The sequence below is a fragment of the Rubellimicrobium arenae genome (genome assembly GCF_017916275.1).
GTDB lineage: Bacteria > Pseudomonadota > Alphaproteobacteria > Rhodobacterales > Rhodobacteraceae > Rubellimicrobium > Rubellimicrobium arenae.
Map to the genome: position 1 here is coordinate 14,556 of NZ_JAFMST010000015.1, position 17,834 is coordinate 32,389.

A 17,834-nucleotide genomic window follows, 5' to 3' on the forward strand; every position below is an offset into this window, starting at 1 on the left:
TGGAAACGGGGGACGAGCATGGCCAGGGTCACTCTTTCGGACGTCCGCAAGTCCTTTGGCGACCATGACGTGGTCAAGGGCATCTCCGCCGAGATCGCGGACGGAGAGTTCGTGGTTCTCGTCGGCCCTTCGGGCTGCGGGAAATCCACCCTCCTGCGGATGATCGCGGGGCTGGAGGAGATCACCTCGGGCACCGTCGCCATCGACGGCACGGTGGTCAACGACGTCGCCAGCAAGGACCGGGACATCGCCATGGTGTTCCAGAACTACGCGCTCTACCCCCATATGACCGTGGCCGAGAACATGGGGTTCTCGCTGCGCCTGCGCGGCGCCGACAAGCGGACCATCGCGGAGCGGGTCGCACAGGCGGCGGCCTCGCTCGAGGTGGCGCACCTTCTGGACCGCTATCCCCGGCAGCTCTCGGGCGGGCAAAGGCAGCGGGTCGCCATGGGCCGGGCCATCGTCCGCAACCCCCGCCTGTTCCTGTTCGACGAGCCGCTGTCCAACCTCGACGCCAAGCTGCGCGTCCAGATGCGGAGCGAGCTGCGCGAGCTGCACCAAAGGCTCGGCGTCACGTCGATCTACGTCACGCACGACCAGATCGAGGCCATGACCATGGCCGACCGGATCATCGTCCTGCGCGACGGCCGCCTGGAGCAGCAGGGCCGTCCGCTCGACCTCTACGACCGGCCCGCGAACACCTTCGTCGCCGGGTTCATCGGCTCGCCGGCCATGAACCTCCTCGATTGCGTGCCGGGGCCGGACGGGCTGGCGCTTTCGGACGGAACGCCCCTCGGCTTCGCCCCCCGTCCGGGCCAGGGCCGCCTGACCCTTGGCGTGCGGCCCGAGCACCTGAGGCTGCTGCCGCCGGACGCCCCCGAGGGCCTGCCCGCGCGCCTGCGGGTGATCGAGCCCACCGGGTCCGAGACGATGCTGGTGGCGCAGATGGGCGACCGGCCGGTGACCGTCCTGGCCCGGGAGCGGGTGCAGGCCCGGCCCGGCGACCTCGTGCGGCTCCTGCCCGATCCCGGCCAGGCCCATTGGTTCACCCCCGAGGGCCAGCGGATCGGAGCGGCCTGATCCGTGCGCCCGCCCCGCAACATCGTCGTCGTCTCGGATTCCCTGCGCGACCTGCCGGCGGCGGTCGCCGCGCTGGACCGGTCGGGCCATCACGTGACCTATGTGGACGGGCTGGTTCCCTTCCAGGAGATCGCGGCGGCCGGGCTGGCCGACATCGCACGCGCGGACGCCATCGTGACGGGGCGGCTCATGGGCCTCGACGGGGCGGCGCTGGACCTGACGCCCCGGGCACGCATCATCGCGCTGCACACCTCGGGCAGCGACAACGTGGACCTGGAGGCGGCCACGCGGCGCGGCATCGTCGTCACCAACGTCAAGGGCGTGAACGCGGAGCAATGCGCCGAGTTCTCGCTGGGGCTCATCCTTGCCGCCACGCGCCAGATCCGGACGGGCGACATCGCCATCCGGCAGGGGCTCTGGGCCAGCCGCACGCAGACCAGCCTCGACCTTTACGGGGCCACGCTGGGCATCGTGGGGCTGGGCCCGATCGGGCGGGCGGCGGCCCGGCGCGCGGCGGCCTTCGGGATGCGCCTCCTGGGCCACACCCGCACGCCGGACCCGGAGTTCGCCGCGCAGGTTGGCCTGACCCATGTGGACCTCGACACGCTGCTGCGCGAATCCGACGTGGTCAGCCTTTACGCCTCGTTGAACGACGGCACCCGCCGCATGATCGGCCCGCGGGAGATCGCGCTGATGAAGTCCTCGGCCTATCTGGTCAACATCGCCCGGGGCGAGCTGATCGACGAGCCCGCCCTGATCGAGGCCCTGCGCGACCGCCGCATCGCCGGCGCGGCCCTGGACGTCTTCGAGCACGAGCCCCTGTACGACAGCCCGCTCTTCGAGCTCGACAACGTGATCCTGACGCCGCACCAGGCAGGGCTCGCGGCCTCGGCCAAGGTGAACGCCGCCGTGCGGGCGGTGAACAACGCCCTGGCGGCGCTCGAGGGACGCCTGCCGCCCGACGCCATCAACCCGGGGGCATTCCGCCCCCTGTGACCGGATCGACCCGGCCCCGTCCGATGCGGACAAGGGCCCCCCTGCGGAGGAAGCCATGCCGGAACGCAAGAAGGTGGTCCTGATCGGCGCGGGAAGCACGGTCTTCACCCAGCGCCTCGTCGCCGACATCATCCTCGCCGAAGAGGAGGACGCCTGGGACATCGCCCTCGTCGACATCGATCCGGTGACCCTGGAGGCCGTCGACCGGCTCGTGGCCAAGATGCTCGCCGCCAAGGGCGCGCGCATCCCGGTGATCTCCACGACCGACCGGCGCGAGGTGCTGCCCGGCGCCCATTTCGTCGTGACCACCATCGCCGTCGGCGGCCGTCCCGGCTGGCAGCAGGACATCGAAATCCCGCGCCGGCACGGCATCTGGCAGCCGGTGGGCGACACCATGCTGCCCGGCGGCATCTCCCGCGCGATGCGGATGATCCCGCCCATGCTGGACATCGCGCGGGACGTTGACCGGCTCTGCCCGCGGGCCCACTTCTTCAACTACTCCAACCCGATGACGGCGATCTGCCGGGCCATCCGCCGCGAGACGCGCGTCCCGGTGGTGGGCCTCTGCCACGGCGTGACGCATGTGGAGCACCAGATCGCCCGCTTCCTAGGGACGGAGCCGGGCTCGGTCACCTCGCTCGGCGTGGGCCTTAACCACCTCACCTTCCTGACGCGCCTCTTCCTCCGCGGCCAGGACGCGGCGCCGCTCCTCCGGCAGCGGCTTTCGGAGCAGAAGCGCACGCTCGAGGCCGAGATCGCGGGCAAGGACGAATGGCCCAACATCGTGCCCGAGGGCCGGACGCCGCGCTACGCCGACGACCCCTTCTCCTGGGGGGTCTTCGAAGCCCACGGCGTCTTTCCCTGCGCCATGGACCGCCACGCGGTCGAGTTCTTCCCCGAGCTTTTCCCCGGCGGAGCCTACCATGGCCGCCGGTTGGGCCGCGAGGCCTTCCCGATCGACAAGCGGATCCAGCTGGGCGACCAGTGGTATGCCGACATGCTGGCCCTGGCCCGTTCGCCCGACCCGCTGCCGCAGGACCGCTGGGACAACCTGCCCGGCGAAAGCGAGCAGCTCCTCCAGATCATGCATTCGCTGATGGACGACAGGCGGGGCGTGTTCAGCGTGAACATCCCGAACCGGGGCCAGGCCCCCTGGCTGCCCCGCGACGCCGTCATCGAATGCAACGCCGCCGCGACCGGGGCCGGGTTCGTGCCGCTTCTGGCCGACGACCTGTCCGAGCCCCTGGTCGAAAAGCTCCGGGCCAAGATCCACGCCGTGGAGCTGACCGTGGAGGCCGCCGTGGCGGGCGACCGCGAGGCGATGCTGGAGGCGATGCTCGCCGATGGCGGCGTCACCGACCCCGCGGCGGCCCGCGCGCTTCGCGACGACCTCCTGGCCGCCCACGCCCCGCATCTGCCGCAGTTCGCCTGAAAGGAACGCCCATGAAGGTCATCGAGCCCGACTTCGACCGGACCGTCGACCTCCCCGGAGTCGGCCCGACTCCGCGCCCGGTGGACATCGACCGCGCCGCCACCGGGTTCTCGGACCTGCTGAGCCTCCGGATCTACGACTTCGCCGACGGCACCACCGTCCGGGGCGAGGCCGAGGAGGACGAGGTTCTCGTGGTCCTGCTGGCCGGCGCGGTGTCCATCGCGGTCACCGGCGGCCCCGAGGAGGTCGCGTTCCAGCTCGACGCCGACGGGGACTGGGCCGTCTACCTGCCGCCGCGCCACCATTACGAGCTCGTGCCGCTGGTGCCGGCCACCGTCGCCTACGCGCGCGCGCGGCCCCATGGCGGATCGGCCCCCCGCGCCTACCGGCCCGTCGAGGGCCTTCTCGCCATCGAGGAGCCGGTCGAGCGGCTCCGCCTCCGGCTCCTGTCCCTGGCGGGGGAGACCGACGCCTCGGCGGGCCTGGGCAGCGAGGTCGAGCGGCTCGTGCACGTGACTGGCCCCGCCACGCTGACGCACGGAGCCGGGACGCAGGAGCTTCCGCCCGGCCACACGCTCGCCCTTCCGCCCGGCGAGAACGCCCACGTGACCGGCGAGGGCGAGGTGCTGGTGGTGGCCGCGCTCAGGCCCCAGGCCTGAGGTCGGGCGCGCCCGGCAGCCTCTGGATGCGGAAGTTCGAGAACAGGAACTCGTAGCCGGCGCGGTCCACGGCGGCATCCGCGAGAGGGTTCTCGCCATAGGCCCCGCCGGACAGCCAGGCGAAGGCACGGACCGGGTGCCCCAGCTCGCGCACGAAGTCCGCCTGGGATCCCACGATCTCGGCCTCGAGGGCGGCGGCGTCGTCCAGAGCGACGCGGGTGTGGCTGCGCGTATGGCTCGCGATCACGTGCCCTGCGCGCTCCAGCGTCCGGATCTCGTCCCAGCCGAGCGCATAGCGTCCGTCGGGGTATTCGTCCTTCACGGTCCTGAGCGCATGCGCCGCGCCGAAGGCCAGCTGCTCGTCGGGCGGGCAGTCGACATAGCCGCTGGCCACGAAGAACCAGCCATGCAGGCCGTGCTTCTCCAGCAGGGGCCGGACCACGTCGAAGTTGTTCCGGTAGCCGTTGTAGAGCGCGATCACCACGCCGGGGCGTCGGCGGGGCCAATCCCCGGTCGCGAGATAGGTGGCCAGGTCGTCCTCGGTCGCGGCGACGAACCGCTCGGCCAGGGCGGCCAGCTCCCGGTCGTACTCGGCCGCCCGATGCCGGGGCGTGTTGTGGAAGTTCACCGCATGGACCGGCGCCCCGGTCGCGAAGGCGCGGACCAGGGCCCCCGCGTCCATCACGCGAGCCTCTGGACCTTGAAGTTGGAGAACAGGTAGCGGAACCCGGCCTCGCGCAGCATGGCGTCGGCGCGGGGGTTGATCCCCGCCTCGGCCCCGTGCAGCCAGCAGAAGATCTCCACCGGCCAGCCCAGGCCCGCCCGCATCTCGTTGGCGGCGGTGTGGATCTCGTCCCACAGGACATGGTCCGGCGTCTCGGGCGTGAGCTCGAAATGGCTGCGCGAATGGCAGGCGAAGCCGTGGCCCCGGTTCGCCAGGTCCCGCGCCTCGTCCCAGGTCATCACCACACGCTCGCCGGGGTATTCGTCCTTGCGGGGCAGGTGCAGCTTGTGGGCCTTGGCGTAGCTGCGCTGGATGTCGGGCACGACCGCCGGAAAGGCCGAGGGCACGAAGAACCAGCCCTTGAACCCGAACTCCTCCAGGATGGGGAGCATCACGTCGACGTTGTCGCGGAATCCCTCGAAGAGCACGGGCATGAGGCCCGGGCGCGGATCGGTCCAGGTGCCATCGAAGGCGGAATCGAAGTTCTCGAAGGTGATGGGCGCGAACAGCTTCGCATAGGTCGCGAACTGGCGGCGATACTCCTCGCGCCGGTAGCTGGGGGTGGCGTGGAAGTTCACCACGCGCAGCATCCGCCCCGCCGACAGCCCGCGCACCAGCGCGTTCAGCGTGTCGTCGAAGGTGCCGGGCAGCAGCAGCTCGCCCATCAGCCGGCCTCGGCGGCGGGGTGAAGGTCCGTCGCGCGGGAAAAGGCGGGCGTGGCCAGCGACAGGAAATGCCGGTCGGCCAGGGCCTCGATCAGGCGGGCGATGTCGTCGGCATCGAGATCCGGCCGGCGGGTCCGCAGCGCCTCGACCCCCTCGGCCAGCAGCAGGGCGAGGATCCGCCCCGTGCCGTCATGGGCGATGCGGCGGGGCGCATGGCCGGTCAGGTCCTCGGCCACCAGGAACATGGGGACGCCGATCTCCGCGTAATCGCGGGAGCCCAGCCGATCCATGTCGGCCAGGCGTGCATCCACCTCCTCCTCGGGGAGGGGAGGCAGAGAGAAGTTTATCATGATCAGCCCTTGACGCTTCCCGAGGTCACGCTAGCGACGTAGTAACGCTGCAGGGCGAGGAAAACAATCAACACAGGCAAAACTGAGACGCAGATCGCCGCTTGTTGGAGCGATTTTGTGGCCTCCTGCTCGAAGGCGCCCCGCAGGAGGTAGATGCCCACCGGCAGGGTCTGGAGGTCCGGGGCGGTGCGCGTGACCGTCATGGTCCAAAGCACCTCGTTCCAGTGATACAGGAAAACGAAGATGGCCAGCGTGGCGAGGCCGGACCCCACCAGCGGCAGCGCGATGCGGAAGAAGATGTAGAACTCCCCCGCCCCGTCCATGCGCGCGGCGTCCAGGAGCTCGTCGGGGATCGCCAGGAAGAACTGCCGCATGAGGAAGATGCCGTACCACGACACGGCAAAGGGCAGGACCAGCGCGGCATAGGAGCCCAGGAGCCCCATCCCGCCCACCCCAAGGAGGTTGTTCCCCCCCACCAGCGGGAAGTAGCGCAGGATGAAAAACCATGGGATCAGGAAGATGAAGAAGGGGAACATCTGCGCCCCGACGGCGAAGCGGAACATCCCCAGCCGCCCGCGGAAGTGGAACTTGGCCAGCGCATAGCCGCCCATCGCCGAGGTGAGGATCTGCAGGACGGTGATGGCGGCCGTCACCCCCAGGCTGTTGGCCAGCCACCGAAGGAGCGGCAGCTCGTCGAAGACGCGCACGAAGTTGCCCCATTGCGGGTCACGCGGCCAGTAGACCGGCGGCCGGGCCAGCCGCTCGGCCGGGGTGCGCAGCGCCCCCAGCAGCATGTCCAGGAAGGGCAGCACCATGACCAGCGCCCCCAGCGTCAGGAGCGTGTAGGTCAGCACCGCCCAGGCGATCCGCCGTCCGCGCCCGCCCGGCCGGACAGGGGGGCCGGCGGCGGCCTCGGCCAGGGCGGCGACCGCGGGCGCTGCGGCGGGAAGCGAGGTGTCCGCCATCTCAGTGCGCGTCCACGCCGCCGCGCCGCATCACGCGGAGCTGGATCAGGGTCACCACCGACACCAGGGCGAAGAGGATGTAGGACACCGCCGAGGCGCGCCCCATCCTCAGGTCCTCGAAGGCCATCTGGTACATGTACTGCCCCGTGGTCAGGGCCGCCCGGCTGGGACCGCCCTGCGTGCCCGGGAACAGCACCAGCATCAGGGTGAAGTAGCTCATGCCCGAGATGAAGCCGGTGATGACGACGAACAGGAGCGTCGGCCGCAGCAGCGGCAGGGTGACGAAGCGGAAGAGCTGCCAGTGCCCCGCCCCGTCCAGCTTCGCGGCCTCGTAGTAGCTTTCGTCGATGCTCCCCAGCCCGGCCGCGAACAGGAGCATGTTCCGCCCCAGCTCCATCCACACGAAGACCAGGATGGCCGAGGTCATGGCCAGGCCGGGGTCGGTCAGCCATCCCGGCCCCGGCAGTCCGAACAGCCCCAGGACCCGGTTGAGCAGCCCGTCCGTCTGCCGGAACACGAACCAGAAGATGAAGCCGATCGCCACGATGTTCGTGACCATGGGCACCGTGTAGAGCACCCGCCACAGCCCCTGGTGCCGCGACCGGCTGAAGGCGTAGGCCAGGACCAGCGCCAGGGGCACGCCGATCGCCAGCGTGCCGATCGCGAAGTAGAGCGTCTGCCAAAGCGTCCGGAGGAAGACCGGGTCGCGGGTCAGGAGGTACTCGTAGTTGCGCAGGCCCACCCAGCGGGGCGGCGTCAGCGAATCCCAGGTGGTCAGGCTGACATAGGCCGCGAAGACCACGGGCAGGACGAAGAAGACCAGCGCGAACAGGATGACCGGGCTCAGGAAGAGCCAGGGCGCGGCCTTCTTCGAGGACAGGAACGCTCGCATGGCCGCCTCCGCCGAAGCCGTCCGCGCCGGGTCAGGGCTGCTCGTCGAGGATGGCCTGGATCTCCGCGTCGGCGGAGGCCAGCGCCTCCTCGGCGGACAGGGAGCCCGCCCAGGCCTGGTCGATGTAGCCGCGCAGGATGCGGTCGGCTTCGGCCGCCTGCCAGATGTTGGGCTGCGTCACCGCCCGGCCCGAGGTCACCTCCTCCACATAGGCCTTGTCGAAGGCGTCTCCGCCCGCCGTCATCCGCTCGAGGTCGGCGGTGTTGCCGCTGAAGGCGCCCATCCCCGCGAGCATCTCGCCGGTGCAGGACAGCCCGTCCGCGCGCGGGGTGTTCAGGTAGCTCAGCAGGTCCCAGGACTCCTCCTTCGCGTCCGAGGTGGCGTCGACCGCCCACAGGAAGGAATACAGCATCGTGCCGCCCTCGCCCCCGTCATGGGGAATCGGGGCCACGCCCACGGTGTCGGCGAACTGGTCCCCGAAGGCCTCCTGCCAGCCGAACTTGTTCCAGTTGGCCGAGATCTGCATAGCCACGGCGCCCGAGGCGAAGTTATCCACCGTGATCGCGTTCGAGGTGATGCCGTCCGCGAACAGCGCCGCCTGCTCGCTCAGGACCTTCACCGCCTCGGGCGAGGTGAGGTTGGTGGATCGCCCGTCCTCGGCAAAGGGGGCGACGCCCTCGGCGAACATCTGGGCGTAGAAGGGATGCACGCCCTCGGCCACCGAAGTCCCGTAGGCGTAGCCGCCCACGTCGATGTTCCCCTGGTCGTTGGTGGTGGTGATCTTCTGGGCGATCTCGCGCAGCTCGGCCCAGGTCCTGGGGGGTTCGCCGTAGCCCGCCTGCTCCAGGAGCTTCCTGTTGTAGACCAGGGCGTAGATCGACAGCTCGGTCGGGATGCCCCAGAGCTGGCCGCCGATGGTGGCCGCGCCCACGGTGGCCGGCGAATAGTTCTGGGTGATGAAGTCCGCGACCCCGGCGGGCGGCGGCTCCAGGACGCCCGCGCTGGCCAGCTGCGGAACCCAGACGGAATACACATTGTAGATGTCGGGCGCGGTCCCGCCCACGCGGCTGGTCAGGATCGTCTGGAGGAAGTCGCCATAGGCGGTCTGCTGGTGCTCGATGGTGATGCCCGGATGCTCGGCCTCGTAGGCCTCGAAGCACGCGAGCAGCGGGGCCGCCTGCTCCTGGGTGTAATGGGTGGCCACCTGGATCGTCCTGGCCTCCTGGGCGGACAGGGCCCCCGCCAGGAGCGCCGTCCCCGAGCAGGCCCCAAGGACCCGGATCATCCCTCGCGTCATCCGATTCTCTCCCGTTGGCATGTTATGTCGGGTCCGGTCGCAGGACGCCGGCCGGACCATCGTGCTCTGGGGGGAATCGTAGGCGTGGGCCGTGCGAAGTCCAACGGCCCGCTTCGGCTCGGGCCCGGCGTCAGAGCGCCAGGCCGTCCAGGACCTCGCGCATCTTGGCCGCCAGCTCCTCGAGCGTGAAGGGCTTGCCCAGGAGATGCACGCCGGGGTCCAGCACGCCGTTATGGACCACGGCGTTGCGCGTGTAGCCCGTGGTGAACAGGACCTTCAGCCCCGGCCGCCGCCGCAGCGCCTCGTCGGCCAGCTTGCGGCCGTTGGTGTCGGGCATGACGATGTCGGTGAACAGCAGCGTCACCTCGGGATGCGCGTCCAGGAGCCGCAGGGCGACGGCGGCGCCGTCCGCCTCCAGGACGCGGTAGCCCAGCTCGGCCAGGGCATCCACGGTGAACTGGCGCACCATGGGCTCGTCCTCGACGACCAGCACCGTTTCCTCGGCCTCGCCGCGGGGCAGCTCGACCGGAGCCTCGGCCGCATTGTCCGGGGCCTCGGCGCTCGTCATGCGGGGCAGGTAGATCTTGACGCAGGTGCCCTGCCCGACCTCGGAATAGATCTTCACATGGCCCCCGGACTGCCGGACGAACCCGTAGACCTGGCTCAGCCCCAGCCCGGTGCCCTGACCGACCGGCTTGGTGGTGAAGAACGGATCGAAGGCGCGGGCGATCACCTCGGGCGGCATCCCCGTGCCCGTGTCGCTCACGGCGATCAGGACGTACTGCCCGGACGGGATGCCCAGATGCGCCGCCACGTAATGCGAATCGAGATGGGCGTTCGCCGTCTCGATGGTGAGCCGCCCCCCGTCGGGCATCGCGTCGCGCGCGTTCACGGCCAGGTTCAGGATGACGTTCTCGAGCTGGTTGGGATCGGCGTTGGCGGTCCAGAGCCCTCCGGCCAGCACGGTCTCCAGCCGGACGCCCGCGCCCAGCGACCCGCGCAGGAGGTCCGACATCCCCTGCACGAGACGGTTCGCGTCCAGCGTCTCGGGCCGCAGCGGCTGCTGGCGCGAGAAGGCCAGGAGCCGCTGCGTGAGGGTCGCCGCCCGGCGCGCGCCCTCCATCGCCGCGTCCACGTAGCGGCGGGACCGCGCGTCATCCGCTCCGATCCGGCGGCCCAGGAGGTCGAGCGATCCCACCACCGCCGCCAGCATGTTGTTGAAGTCGTGCGCGATCCCGCCGGTCAGCTGGCCCACCGCCTCCATCTTCTGCGACTGGCGCAGGGCCTCCTCGGCCTGCTCGCGCTCGGCGATGGCCTCGGCCACGCGCCGCTCCAGGATCGCGTTCACCTCCTGCAGGGCGGCCTCGGCCTCCTTGCGCTCGGTGATGTCGATGACCGATCCGATGTAGCCCAGGAACTCCCCGCCCGGACCAAAGCGCGGGGCGGCGGCGTCGATCGCCCAGCGCCCGGCTCCGTCCGCCCGGCGCAGCCGGTACTCGATCCGGAAGGTCGAGCGCGTGGCGTTGGCCTCGAGAAAGACGCGCTCCGCCTCGGCCTTGTCGTCCGGGTGGGTCGCCTCCAGCCAGCCCAGGCCCAGCGCCTCGGCCTCGGTCTGGCCGGTGAAGTCGTACCAGGCGCGGTTCAGGTAGGTGCAGAAGCCGTGGGGATCGGTCACCCACATCATGACCGGCGCGTGGTCGGCCATGTTGCGGAACCGCTCCTCGCTTTCGCCCAAGGCGATCTCGGCCTCCTTGCGGGCGGTGATGTCGACGGAGGACCCGATCAGGCCCACGACCTCGCCGCCGGCGTCCCGGAGCGGGGCCTTGGTGGACAGCCACCAGGCGGGCGTGCCGTCGGGCCGCTGGACCTCCTCCTCGATCTGCTCGGCCTGGCCGCTTTCCATGATGCGCCGGTCGTTGGCCATCACGGCCTGGGCCTGGGCCTTGTCCTCCAGGAATTCGGCATCCGTCCGGCCCAGGTAGTCCTGGGGCGGCTTGCCGATGAGCTCGGTGGTGCCGCGGTTGGCCACCAGCATCCGCCCATTGAGGTCCTTGGCATAGACCACCCCGGGCACCGCCTCGGCGAAGACCTCCAGGAGCCGCCGGGCCCTGTCGCGCTCGGCCTCGACGGCCCGCCGCTCCTCGACGTCCAGGAGGACGCCCGGGAACCGCAAGGGGCGTCCGTCCGGCCCCAGGTCGACGCGGCCGTTGGCCTCGATCCAGCGGAACGTCCCGTCCTGCTGGCGCACCCGGTACTGGTGGCGGTAGGGTCCGCCGCGCGCCAGCGCCGCGTCCATCGCGGCATCCAGGCCCGGCAGGTCCTCGGGATGCACGCCCTGCACCACCTCCGCGATGCCCAACCCGCGCCGGCACGCCTCGGGGTCGAGCCCGAAGGACCGCGCGAACCGTTCGTCGGCCCGGAACACGTCGGCCGCCACGTCCCAGGACCAGGTGCCCACGATGGCCCCGGCCTCCAGCGCCAGCCGCACGCGCTCCGCGTCCGCCCGGGCCTGCGCCTCGCTGTCCCGGATCCGCCGCTCGGCCATGACCTGTCCGGTGATCTCCTGGCAGGCGCAGAAGAAGCCGGCGACCGCGCCCTCCTCGTCCCGCACCGGCGTGTAGGAAAAGGCGAAGTGCGCCTCCTCCGGACACCCCCAGCGCTCCATGTGGAGCGTGATGTCGTCCATCTGCACGGGCTCGCCCCGGAAGACCCGATCGACGATGGGCGCGAGGTCGTGCCGGATCTCGTGCCACACCTCGAGGAAGGAGCCCCCCAGGGCGGCCGGATGCCGGTCCGCCAGGATCCGCGCATAGGCCTCGTTGTAGATGAGCGTCCGCTCCGCCCCCCAGGCCACGAACATGGGCTGGCTGGCCCCCATCATGACGCCCAGGAGCGTGCGGAGCGGCTGTGGCCAGCCCCGCGGCAGGCCCAGCGGCGTGGCGGCCCAGTCGTGGCTGCGGACCATGCGGGCCACGGGACCTTCGTCCCAGCCCAGGACCTCCGGCAGGATCCTGTCCATCAGGTCCCGGCGCCCCTGCGGTGGGGGGCGTCCGGGCGTCGGCAAAGCGGCATGGGGCGTGTCTTCCGATGTTCGGCCAAGCGCCGAGGATGTATTGTGGGGACACGGCACGATCAACGGTCCCCGTGACCCATCGTCCCCCGAGGCTCGGGGGCGTCGCGGCGCGGGCTTGACCCCGCCGGGCCCAGGCCCCAACAGGAGCGACGTCGAAAGGGCGCGAAGGACAAGGCCGATGACCCATTGGCTCGTGACAGGCGGCGCGGGCTTCATCGGAGCCCACCTCGTGCAGGCCCTGCTCGCCCGCGGGGACGACGTGGTCATCCTCGACGACCTGTCCGCCAACCGCACCGGCCCCCTGCCCGAGGCCCGGCTCGTCACCGGAAGCGTGCTCGACGCCTCTCTCGTCCGGGACTGCCTGGAGGGTGCGTGCGGCGTCTTCCACCTCGCCGCGAACGTGTCGGTCGAGGCCTGCCTGCGCGACCCCCTGGCCACGCACCAGGTCAACCAGACGGGCACCCTGACCGTGCTGGAGGCGGCCCGGAAGGCCGGGAACCGACCGGTGGTCATGACCTCCTCGGCGGCCGTCTACGGCGACCAGGGCGACCGCCCCTGCGCCGAGGACATGGCCCCCGCCCCCATCTCGCCCTACGGGGTGGACAAGCTCGCCTGCGAGCATCACGCCCGCGCGCTCCACGGCATCCACGGCCTGCCCTCCGCCGCGCTGCGGCTCTTCAACGTCTACGGGCCGGGGCAGGACCCCCGCTCGCCCTACGCCGGGGTCGTCGCGCGCTTCCTCGACAACCGCCGCGCCGGGCGGCCGCACCTGATCCATGGCGACGGACTCCAGACCCGCGACTTCGTCGAGGTGGGCGACGTCGTGGCGGCGCTTCTGGCGGCGCAGGACCGCCTGTCCCGGGCCCCGCAGGCCGTCGTATCGAACGTCTGCACCGGGCGCTCGATCAGCCTGCTGGACCTGGCGGCGACCCTGGACGATCTGAACGGCGGAGCGCCCACGCCGATCGAGCATGGGCCCGCCCGGGCCGGCGACATCCGTCATTCGCGCGGATCCACCGAACGGATGGAAGCGCTCCTGGGCCTTCGGGCCGGGACCTCGATCAGCCAGGGGCTGGCGCGGCTGCTGGCCTGACCCCGGCCCTGTCCTCCGCCGGGCCGCCCGCGCGCGCCAGCCGCGCCGCGGCCCGGGCGTCCCGCGCCGTCATGCCCGTCTCGCGCCGGAACGCCCGCGAAAAGGCCGAGAGCGACCCGAATCCCGTCCGGACCGCCACCTCGCCCAGGGGCAGCGCCGTATCGGCCACCAGGCGCCGCGCCGCCAGCAGCCGCAGCCCCGTGTAATACGCCCCCGGCGAGGTGCCGAGCGCCGCCCGGAACATCGTCTCGAGCCGCCGGACCGACACGCCCGCCCGCCGGGCCAGCGCCTGGGTGGACAGCGGCCGGTCGATGGACCGCTCCATGGCGCGCACGGCCGCGGCCAGCCGGGGCTCCCGCGCCTCCAGGCGGCCCATGCTGACCAGCGGCTGGGGCTCCGAGGCCGAACGGGACTCGTCGTAGACGAACACGCTCGCCACATCCAAGGCGACCGCCTCGCCCCAGCGCGTGCGGATCAGATGCAGCATGAGATCGAAGGCCGGCGAGGCGCCGCCTGCCGTCATCACCCGCCCGCAGGTCACCCAGCGGTCCGCCCGCACGTCGGCGTTGGGATGCCGCGCGGCAAAGTCCTCGAGGTCCTCCCAATGCGCCGTCGCCTGCCGCCCGTCCAGCGCCCCGAGCGCGCCCAGCACCCAGGCCCCCGACTCGATCCCCGCGACCGCCGCGAACCGGGGCAGGGCCCGACGCAGCGACGCCAGCACCGGCCGCGACGCATGGTCGAGCGCATCGAACCCCGCCACGACGATCAGCAGGTCGCCCGCGGCCTCGGGGCCCAGGGCGCCCTGCGCGGGCATGGGAAGGCCGTTCGACAGGAGCGCCGGCGCGCCGTCCGGCGTCACGATCCGCCAGTCGGCCCGGATCCCGGGGCTCACCCGGTTCAGGGCCCGCCACGGTTCGGCCACCGAGGCCACGGTCATGAGCGAGCTTCCGGGAAGGACGAGAATGGTCAGGGCAAACGGCTGGGTCATTCGCAAATCGTTAAGACCACCGCGCGTTGGGTCAAGCATTCCTCAATCCCGTGTTGCCATGATGCCATCAAACAAGGGAGCAGACATGGCACTCACACCCAGCCGGGACGTCTTCATTACCTGCGCCGTCACCGGCGCGGGCGACACCACCGGGCGCTCCGACAAGGTGCCCGTCACGCCGCGCCAGATCGCCGACGCATGCCTGGAGGCGAACGCCGAGGGCGCGGCGATCGTCCACATCCACGTCCGCGACCCCCAGACCGGCAAGGCCGCCCGCCACCCCGACCTCTACGCCGAGGTCGTGCAGCACATCCGCGAATCCGGCCAGGACATGGTCCTGAACCTCACCGCCGGCATGGGCGGCGACCTCACCCTCGGCTCCCCCGACGCGCCGCTGCCCCCCGCCGAGAAGGGCACCGACATGGCCGGCGCCGAGGAGCGGCTCGAACATGTCGCGAGACTCCTCCCCGAGATCTGCACGCTCGACTGCGGCACGATGAACTTCGGCGAGGGCGACTACATCATGGTCAACAGCCCCGCGATGCTCCTCGCCATGGCGCGCCGGATGCGCGACCTGGGCGTCCGGCCCGAGATCGAGGCCTTCGACACCGGCCACATCCTTCTCGCCAAGTGGCTGCAATCCCAGGGCGTGCTCGACGACCCCATCATGATCCAGCTCTGCATGGGCATCCCCTGGGGGGCGCCCGACGACCTCGCGACCTTCCTCGCCATGCGGCAGGCCGTGCCGTCCGACTGGACGGTGTCCGCCTTCTCCATCGGCCGCAACCAGCTCCCCTACGTGGGCCTTGCCGTCGCCGGCGGCTGCCATGTCCGCGTGGGGCTCGAGGACAACATCTGGCTGGGCCGCGGCCAGCTCGCCACCAACGGCGACCTCGTGGCCCGCGCCCGCCAGACCATCGAGGGCACCGGCGCCCGCCTCCTCTCTCCAGCCGAAGTCCGGGAAAAACTCAAGCTTCAGAAGCGGTGGGCCTGATGACCATTCGGAACACGGCCGTCCTCGGCGGCGGCGTCATCGGCGCGGGCTGGGTCGCGCGCCTCCTCGAGAACGGCCACGACGTCGCCGTCTTCGACCCCGCCCCGGACGCGGAACGGCGGCTCCACGAGGCCCTCGCCAACGCCGACGCCGCCTACGCCAAGCTCCTGACTGCCCCCCGGCGCCCCAAAGGCACCGTCCGCATGGCCGCCTCTGTCGCGGACGCCTGCCGCGACGCCGACCTGATCGTCGAGGCCGTCCCCGAGCGGCTCGACATCAAGCACCGCGTCTACGCCGAGGCCGAGACCACCGCGAAGCCGGACGCCCTGATCGCCTCCTCCACCTCCGGCATCAAGCCGACCGACCTCCAGGCCCCGCTCCGGCACCCCGAACGCCTCCTCGTCGCCCACCCCTTCAACCCGGTGTATCTGCTGCCGGTGGTCGAGGTCGTCGGCGGCCAGCAGACCTCCGAGGAGACCGTCGCAAAGGCGATGACCTTCTACCCCACCCTCGGCATGAAGCCCGTCCGCATCGCCAAGGAGATCGAGGCCTTCGTCGCCGACCGCCTCCTCGAAGCCCTCTGGCGCGAGGCGCTCTGGCTCATCAAGGACGGCATCTGCACCACGCAGGAGCTCGACGACATCGTCCGCTACGGCTTCGGCCTGCGCTGGGCGCAGCTCGGCGTCTTCGACACCTACCGCGTCGCCGGGGGCGAGGCCGGGATGCGCCACTTCATGGCCCAGTTCGGCCCCTGCCTGAGCTGGCCCTGGACCAAGCTCATGGACGTGCCGGAGTTCGACGACGCCCTTGTGGACCTCATCGCCGGGCAGAGCGACGCGCAGTCCGGCCATATCCCCATCCGCCAGCTCGAACGCATCCGCGACGACAACCTCATCGCCATCCAGAAGGCTCTGCAGGCCACCAACTGGGGCGCGGGCGAACTGCTGGCGAGCCACGAAACGGCGCTGGCAAACGACGCGCCCGAGCCCGACTGGACCCAGCCCCTCCCCACCTTCAGGGTCCGCGTCCCAGCCCACTGGCTCGACTACAATGGCCACATGACGGAATCGAAGTATCTCGAAGCCTTCGCCCTAGCCACGGACGGCTTCATGCGCATGGTCGGCATCGACGCCGACGCCATCGCGGCGGGCCGCAGCCTCTTCACCGCCGAGACCCACATCCGCCACCTCGACGAGGTTGCCCGCGACCAGGACATCACGGTCACGACCCAGGTGATCGAGGCCAAAGGCAAGAAGGTCCACCTCTGGCACGAGATGCGCGAAGGCACCCGCCTCCTCGCGACCTCCGAGCACCTCCTGATCCACATGGACCTCAACGCCCGCGCCAGCGCCGAACCCCCGCCCGCCGTCCGCGCGAAACTGGACCACGTCGCGGCAGCCCATGCAAACCTCCCCACCCCCGACGGCCTCGGCCGCCACGTCGGCCAGCGGAGGTGACGCCATGCATTTCGGCCTCACCGACGAGCAGCGCCTCATCGTCGACACCACCCGCGCCTTCGTCGAGAACGAGCTTTACCCCCACGAGGCCGAGGTCGAGCGCACCGGCATCCTCCGGCGCGAGGTCATCGAGGAGGTCAAGCAGAAGGCCCTCGACGCCGGCCTCTACGCCGCCAACATCCCCGAGGCGTTCGGCGGCGCGGGCCTCGATACCCTGACCTGGCTCCTCTACGAGAAGGAGCTCGGGAAAGCGAACTACGCCCTGCACTGGACCTGCGTGGCCCGCCCCTCCAACATCCTCTGCGCCGGCACCGAGGAGCAGCGCGAGCGCTACCTCGCCCCCTGCGTGCGCGGCGAGACCTGGGACTGCCTCGCCATGACCGAGCCCGGCGCCGGCTCCGACCTCCGCGGCATGAAGGCCGCCGCCCGACAGGACGGCCCGGACTGGGTCCTCAACGGCACCAAGCACTTCATCTCCCACGCCGACATCGCGGGCTTCGTGATCGCCTTCATGGCCTCGGGCGAGGAGGACACGCCGAGGGGCCCGAAGAAGCGCATCACCGCCTTCTTCGTGGACCGCGACACCTCCGGCCTCACGATCCGCGACGGCTACCGCAACGTATCGCACCGGGGCTACACCAACGCCGTCATCGAGTTCGACGACGTCCGCCTCCCTGCCGAACAGGTCTTGGGCGAGCCCCACAAGGGATTCGAGGTGGCGAACCAGTGGCTCGGCGCCACGCGGCTGCAGGTCGGTGCCACCTGCCTGGGCCGGGCCGAGCGCGCCTTTGGCCACGCCGCCGAATGGGCCGCGACCCGCAGCCAGTTCGGCCAGCCCATCGGCAAGAACCAGGGCGTCAGCTTCAAGCTCGCCGACATGGCGACCGAGATGAAGGCCGCCGAGCTGATGATCCTGGAGGCCGGCTGGAAGTTCGACCAGGGCACCGCCACGGACGCCGACATGGCCATGGCCAAGCTCAAGGCGACCGAGATGCTGGCCATGGTCGCCGACGAGGCCATCCAGATCCACGGCGGCATGGGCCTGATGGAGGAGCTTCCCCTCGAACGCATCTGGCGCGACGCCCGCGTCGAACGCATCTGGGAAGGCACCTCCGAGATCCAGCGCCACATCATCAGCCGGGCGCTCCTGCGCCCCTTCGGTGCCTGAG

General features: G+C 71.0%; 16 protein-coding genes. 8 read left to right on the forward strand and 8 right to left on the reverse strand.

Going from position 1 to position 17,834, the window contains the following annotated elements:
- Positions 1-18 precede the first annotated feature (18 nt).
- Genes J3P31_RS19135 through J3P31_RS19150 form a run of 4 tightly spaced genes read left to right on the forward strand, consistent with a single transcriptional unit; the run spans position 19 to position 4,167 of the window.
- A complete protein-coding gene (locus J3P31_RS19135; RefSeq protein ID WP_210530125.1) occupies positions 19-1,080 on the forward strand; it encodes an ABC transporter ATP-binding protein in 1,062 nt (353 codons plus the stop codon).
- A gap of 3 nt (positions 1,081-1,083) precedes the next feature.
- On the forward strand, positions 1,084-2,076 hold the full coding sequence (locus J3P31_RS19140) for a 2-hydroxyacid dehydrogenase (protein WP_210530126.1): 993 nt from the start codon (positions 1,084-1,086) through the stop codon (positions 2,074-2,076).
- A gap of 55 nt (positions 2,077-2,131) precedes the next feature.
- Positions 2,132-3,508, forward strand: a complete 1,377-nt coding sequence (locus J3P31_RS19145; protein WP_210530127.1) for a family 4 glycosyl hydrolase — start codon at positions 2,132-2,134, stop codon at positions 3,506-3,508.
- A gap of 11 nt (positions 3,509-3,519) precedes the next feature.
- Positions 3,520-4,167 carry a 5-deoxy-glucuronate isomerase gene (locus J3P31_RS19150; RefSeq protein ID WP_210530128.1) on the forward strand — a complete coding sequence of 216 codons (648 nt, stop codon included), beginning with the start codon at positions 3,520-3,522 and terminating at the stop codon, positions 4,165-4,167.
- Here J3P31_RS19150 and J3P31_RS19155 read toward each other — a convergent pair.
- From J3P31_RS19155 to J3P31_RS19185, 7 genes are all read right to left on the reverse strand, one after another.
- Positions 4,151-4,849, reverse strand: coding sequence for a polysaccharide deacetylase family protein (locus J3P31_RS19155; protein ID WP_246849686.1), 699 nt, complete (start codon positions 4,847-4,849; stop codon positions 4,151-4,153). The two genes, J3P31_RS19150 and J3P31_RS19155, sit on opposite strands and share 17 nt — an antisense overlap.
- A complete protein-coding gene (locus J3P31_RS19160) occupies positions 4,849-5,556 on the reverse strand; it encodes a polysaccharide deacetylase family protein (protein ID WP_210530130.1) in 708 nt (235 codons plus the stop codon). Before J3P31_RS19160 ends, J3P31_RS19155 begins: the two co-directional genes overlap by 1 nt.
- Complete coding sequence (locus J3P31_RS19165) at positions 5,556-5,906, reverse strand: hypothetical protein (RefSeq protein ID WP_210530131.1); 351 nt, start codon at positions 5,904-5,906, stop codon at positions 5,556-5,558. The genes J3P31_RS19160 and J3P31_RS19165 overlap by 1 nt, the downstream gene beginning before the upstream one ends.
- A gap of 2 nt (positions 5,907-5,908) precedes the next feature.
- Positions 5,909-6,871 (reverse strand): carbohydrate ABC transporter permease, encoded by a 963-nt coding sequence (locus J3P31_RS19170; protein ID WP_210530132.1) that lies wholly within the window; start codon positions 6,869-6,871, stop codon positions 5,909-5,911.
- Between the two features lies 1 nt (position 6,872).
- On the reverse strand, positions 6,873-7,763 hold the full coding sequence (locus J3P31_RS19175) for a carbohydrate ABC transporter permease (RefSeq protein ID WP_210530133.1): 891 nt from the start codon (positions 7,761-7,763) through the stop codon (positions 6,873-6,875).
- Positions 7,764-7,794: 31 nt separating this feature from the next.
- Entirely contained in the window at positions 7,795-9,060 is a 1,266-nt protein-coding gene (locus J3P31_RS19180) for an ABC transporter substrate-binding protein (RefSeq protein ID WP_210530134.1), read from the reverse strand.
- 130 nt (positions 9,061-9,190) lie between these two features.
- Positions 9,191-12,079 carry a hybrid sensor histidine kinase/response regulator gene (locus J3P31_RS19185; protein ID WP_210530135.1) on the reverse strand — a complete coding sequence of 963 codons (2,889 nt, stop codon included), beginning with the start codon at positions 12,077-12,079 and terminating at the stop codon, positions 9,191-9,193.
- Between the two features lie 232 nt (positions 12,080-12,311).
- Here J3P31_RS19185 and J3P31_RS19190 point away from each other — a divergent pair, with 232 nt between their 5' ends.
- Positions 12,312-13,226 carry an NAD-dependent epimerase/dehydratase family protein gene (locus J3P31_RS19190; protein ID WP_210530136.1) on the forward strand — a complete coding sequence of 305 codons (915 nt, stop codon included), beginning with the start codon at positions 12,312-12,314 and terminating at the stop codon, positions 13,224-13,226.
- Here J3P31_RS19190 and J3P31_RS19195 read toward each other — a convergent pair.
- Entirely contained in the window at positions 13,195-14,214 is a 1,020-nt protein-coding gene (locus J3P31_RS19195) for a GlxA family transcriptional regulator (RefSeq protein WP_210530137.1), read from the reverse strand. The genes J3P31_RS19190 and J3P31_RS19195 overlap by 32 nt on opposite strands.
- An 85-nt stretch (positions 14,215-14,299) precedes the next feature.
- Between J3P31_RS19195 and J3P31_RS19200 the strand changes: the two genes are divergently transcribed.
- Genes J3P31_RS19200 through J3P31_RS19210 form a run of 3 tightly spaced genes read left to right on the forward strand, consistent with a single transcriptional unit; the run spans position 14,300 to position 17,833 of the window.
- Complete coding sequence (locus tag J3P31_RS19200; RefSeq protein ID WP_210530138.1) at positions 14,300-15,208, forward strand: beta-keto acid cleavage family enzyme; 909 nt, start codon at positions 14,300-14,302, stop codon at positions 15,206-15,208.
- The gene (locus J3P31_RS19205; RefSeq protein WP_210530139.1) at positions 15,208-16,665 is read left to right on the forward strand and encodes a carnitine 3-dehydrogenase; all 1,458 of its coding nucleotides are present in this window, start codon (positions 15,208-15,210) and stop codon (positions 16,663-16,665) included. The genes J3P31_RS19200 and J3P31_RS19205 overlap by 1 nt, the downstream gene beginning before the upstream one ends.
- Before the next feature lie 4 nt (positions 16,666-16,669).
- The gene (locus J3P31_RS19210; RefSeq protein ID WP_210530140.1) at positions 16,670-17,833 is read left to right on the forward strand and encodes an acyl-CoA dehydrogenase family protein; all 1,164 of its coding nucleotides are present in this window, start codon (positions 16,670-16,672) and stop codon (positions 17,831-17,833) included.
- Position 17,834: the final 1 nt, after the last annotated feature.

Coding starts and splice junctions, on each gene's coding strand:
- J3P31_RS19175 (WP_210530133.1), bottom strand. CDS start 7,763: ATGCGAGCGTTCCTGTCCTCGAAGAAGGCCGCGCCCTGGCTCTTCCTG.
- J3P31_RS19190 (WP_210530136.1), top strand. CDS start 12,312: ATGACCCATTGGCTCGTGACAGGCGGCGCGGGCTTCATCGGAGCCCAC.
- J3P31_RS19185 (WP_210530135.1), bottom strand. CDS start 12,079: ATGGACAGGATCCTGCCGGAGGTCCTGGGCTGGGACGAAGGTCCCGTG.
- J3P31_RS19205 (WP_210530139.1), top strand. CDS start 15,208: ATGACCATTCGGAACACGGCCGTCCTCGGCGGCGGCGTCATCGGCGCG.
- J3P31_RS19135 (WP_210530125.1), top strand. CDS start 19: ATGGCCAGGGTCACTCTTTCGGACGTCCGCAAGTCCTTTGGCGACCAT.
- J3P31_RS19160 (WP_210530130.1), bottom strand. CDS start 5,556: ATGGGCGAGCTGCTGCTGCCCGGCACCTTCGACGACACGCTGAACGCG.
- J3P31_RS19150 (WP_210530128.1), top strand. CDS start 3,520: ATGAAGGTCATCGAGCCCGACTTCGACCGGACCGTCGACCTCCCCGGA.
- J3P31_RS19170 (WP_210530132.1), bottom strand. CDS start 6,871: ATGGCGGACACCTCGCTTCCCGCCGCAGCGCCCGCGGTCGCCGCCCTG.
- J3P31_RS19145 (WP_210530127.1), top strand. CDS start 2,132: ATGCCGGAACGCAAGAAGGTGGTCCTGATCGGCGCGGGAAGCACGGTC.
- J3P31_RS19180 (WP_210530134.1), bottom strand. CDS start 9,060: ATGACGCGAGGGATGATCCGGGTCCTTGGGGCCTGCTCGGGGACGGCG.
- J3P31_RS19155 (WP_246849686.1), bottom strand. CDS start 4,849: ATGGACGCGGGGGCCCTGGTCCGCGCCTTCGCGACCGGGGCGCCGGTC.
- J3P31_RS19210 (WP_210530140.1), top strand. CDS start 16,670: ATGCATTTCGGCCTCACCGACGAGCAGCGCCTCATCGTCGACACCACC.
- J3P31_RS19200 (WP_210530138.1), top strand. CDS start 14,300: ATGGCACTCACACCCAGCCGGGACGTCTTCATTACCTGCGCCGTCACC.
- J3P31_RS19165 (WP_210530131.1), bottom strand. CDS start 5,906: ATGATAAACTTCTCTCTGCCTCCCCTCCCCGAGGAGGAGGTGGATGCA.
- J3P31_RS19195 (WP_210530137.1), bottom strand. CDS start 14,214: ATGACCCAGCCGTTTGCCCTGACCATTCTCGTCCTTCCCGGAAGCTCG.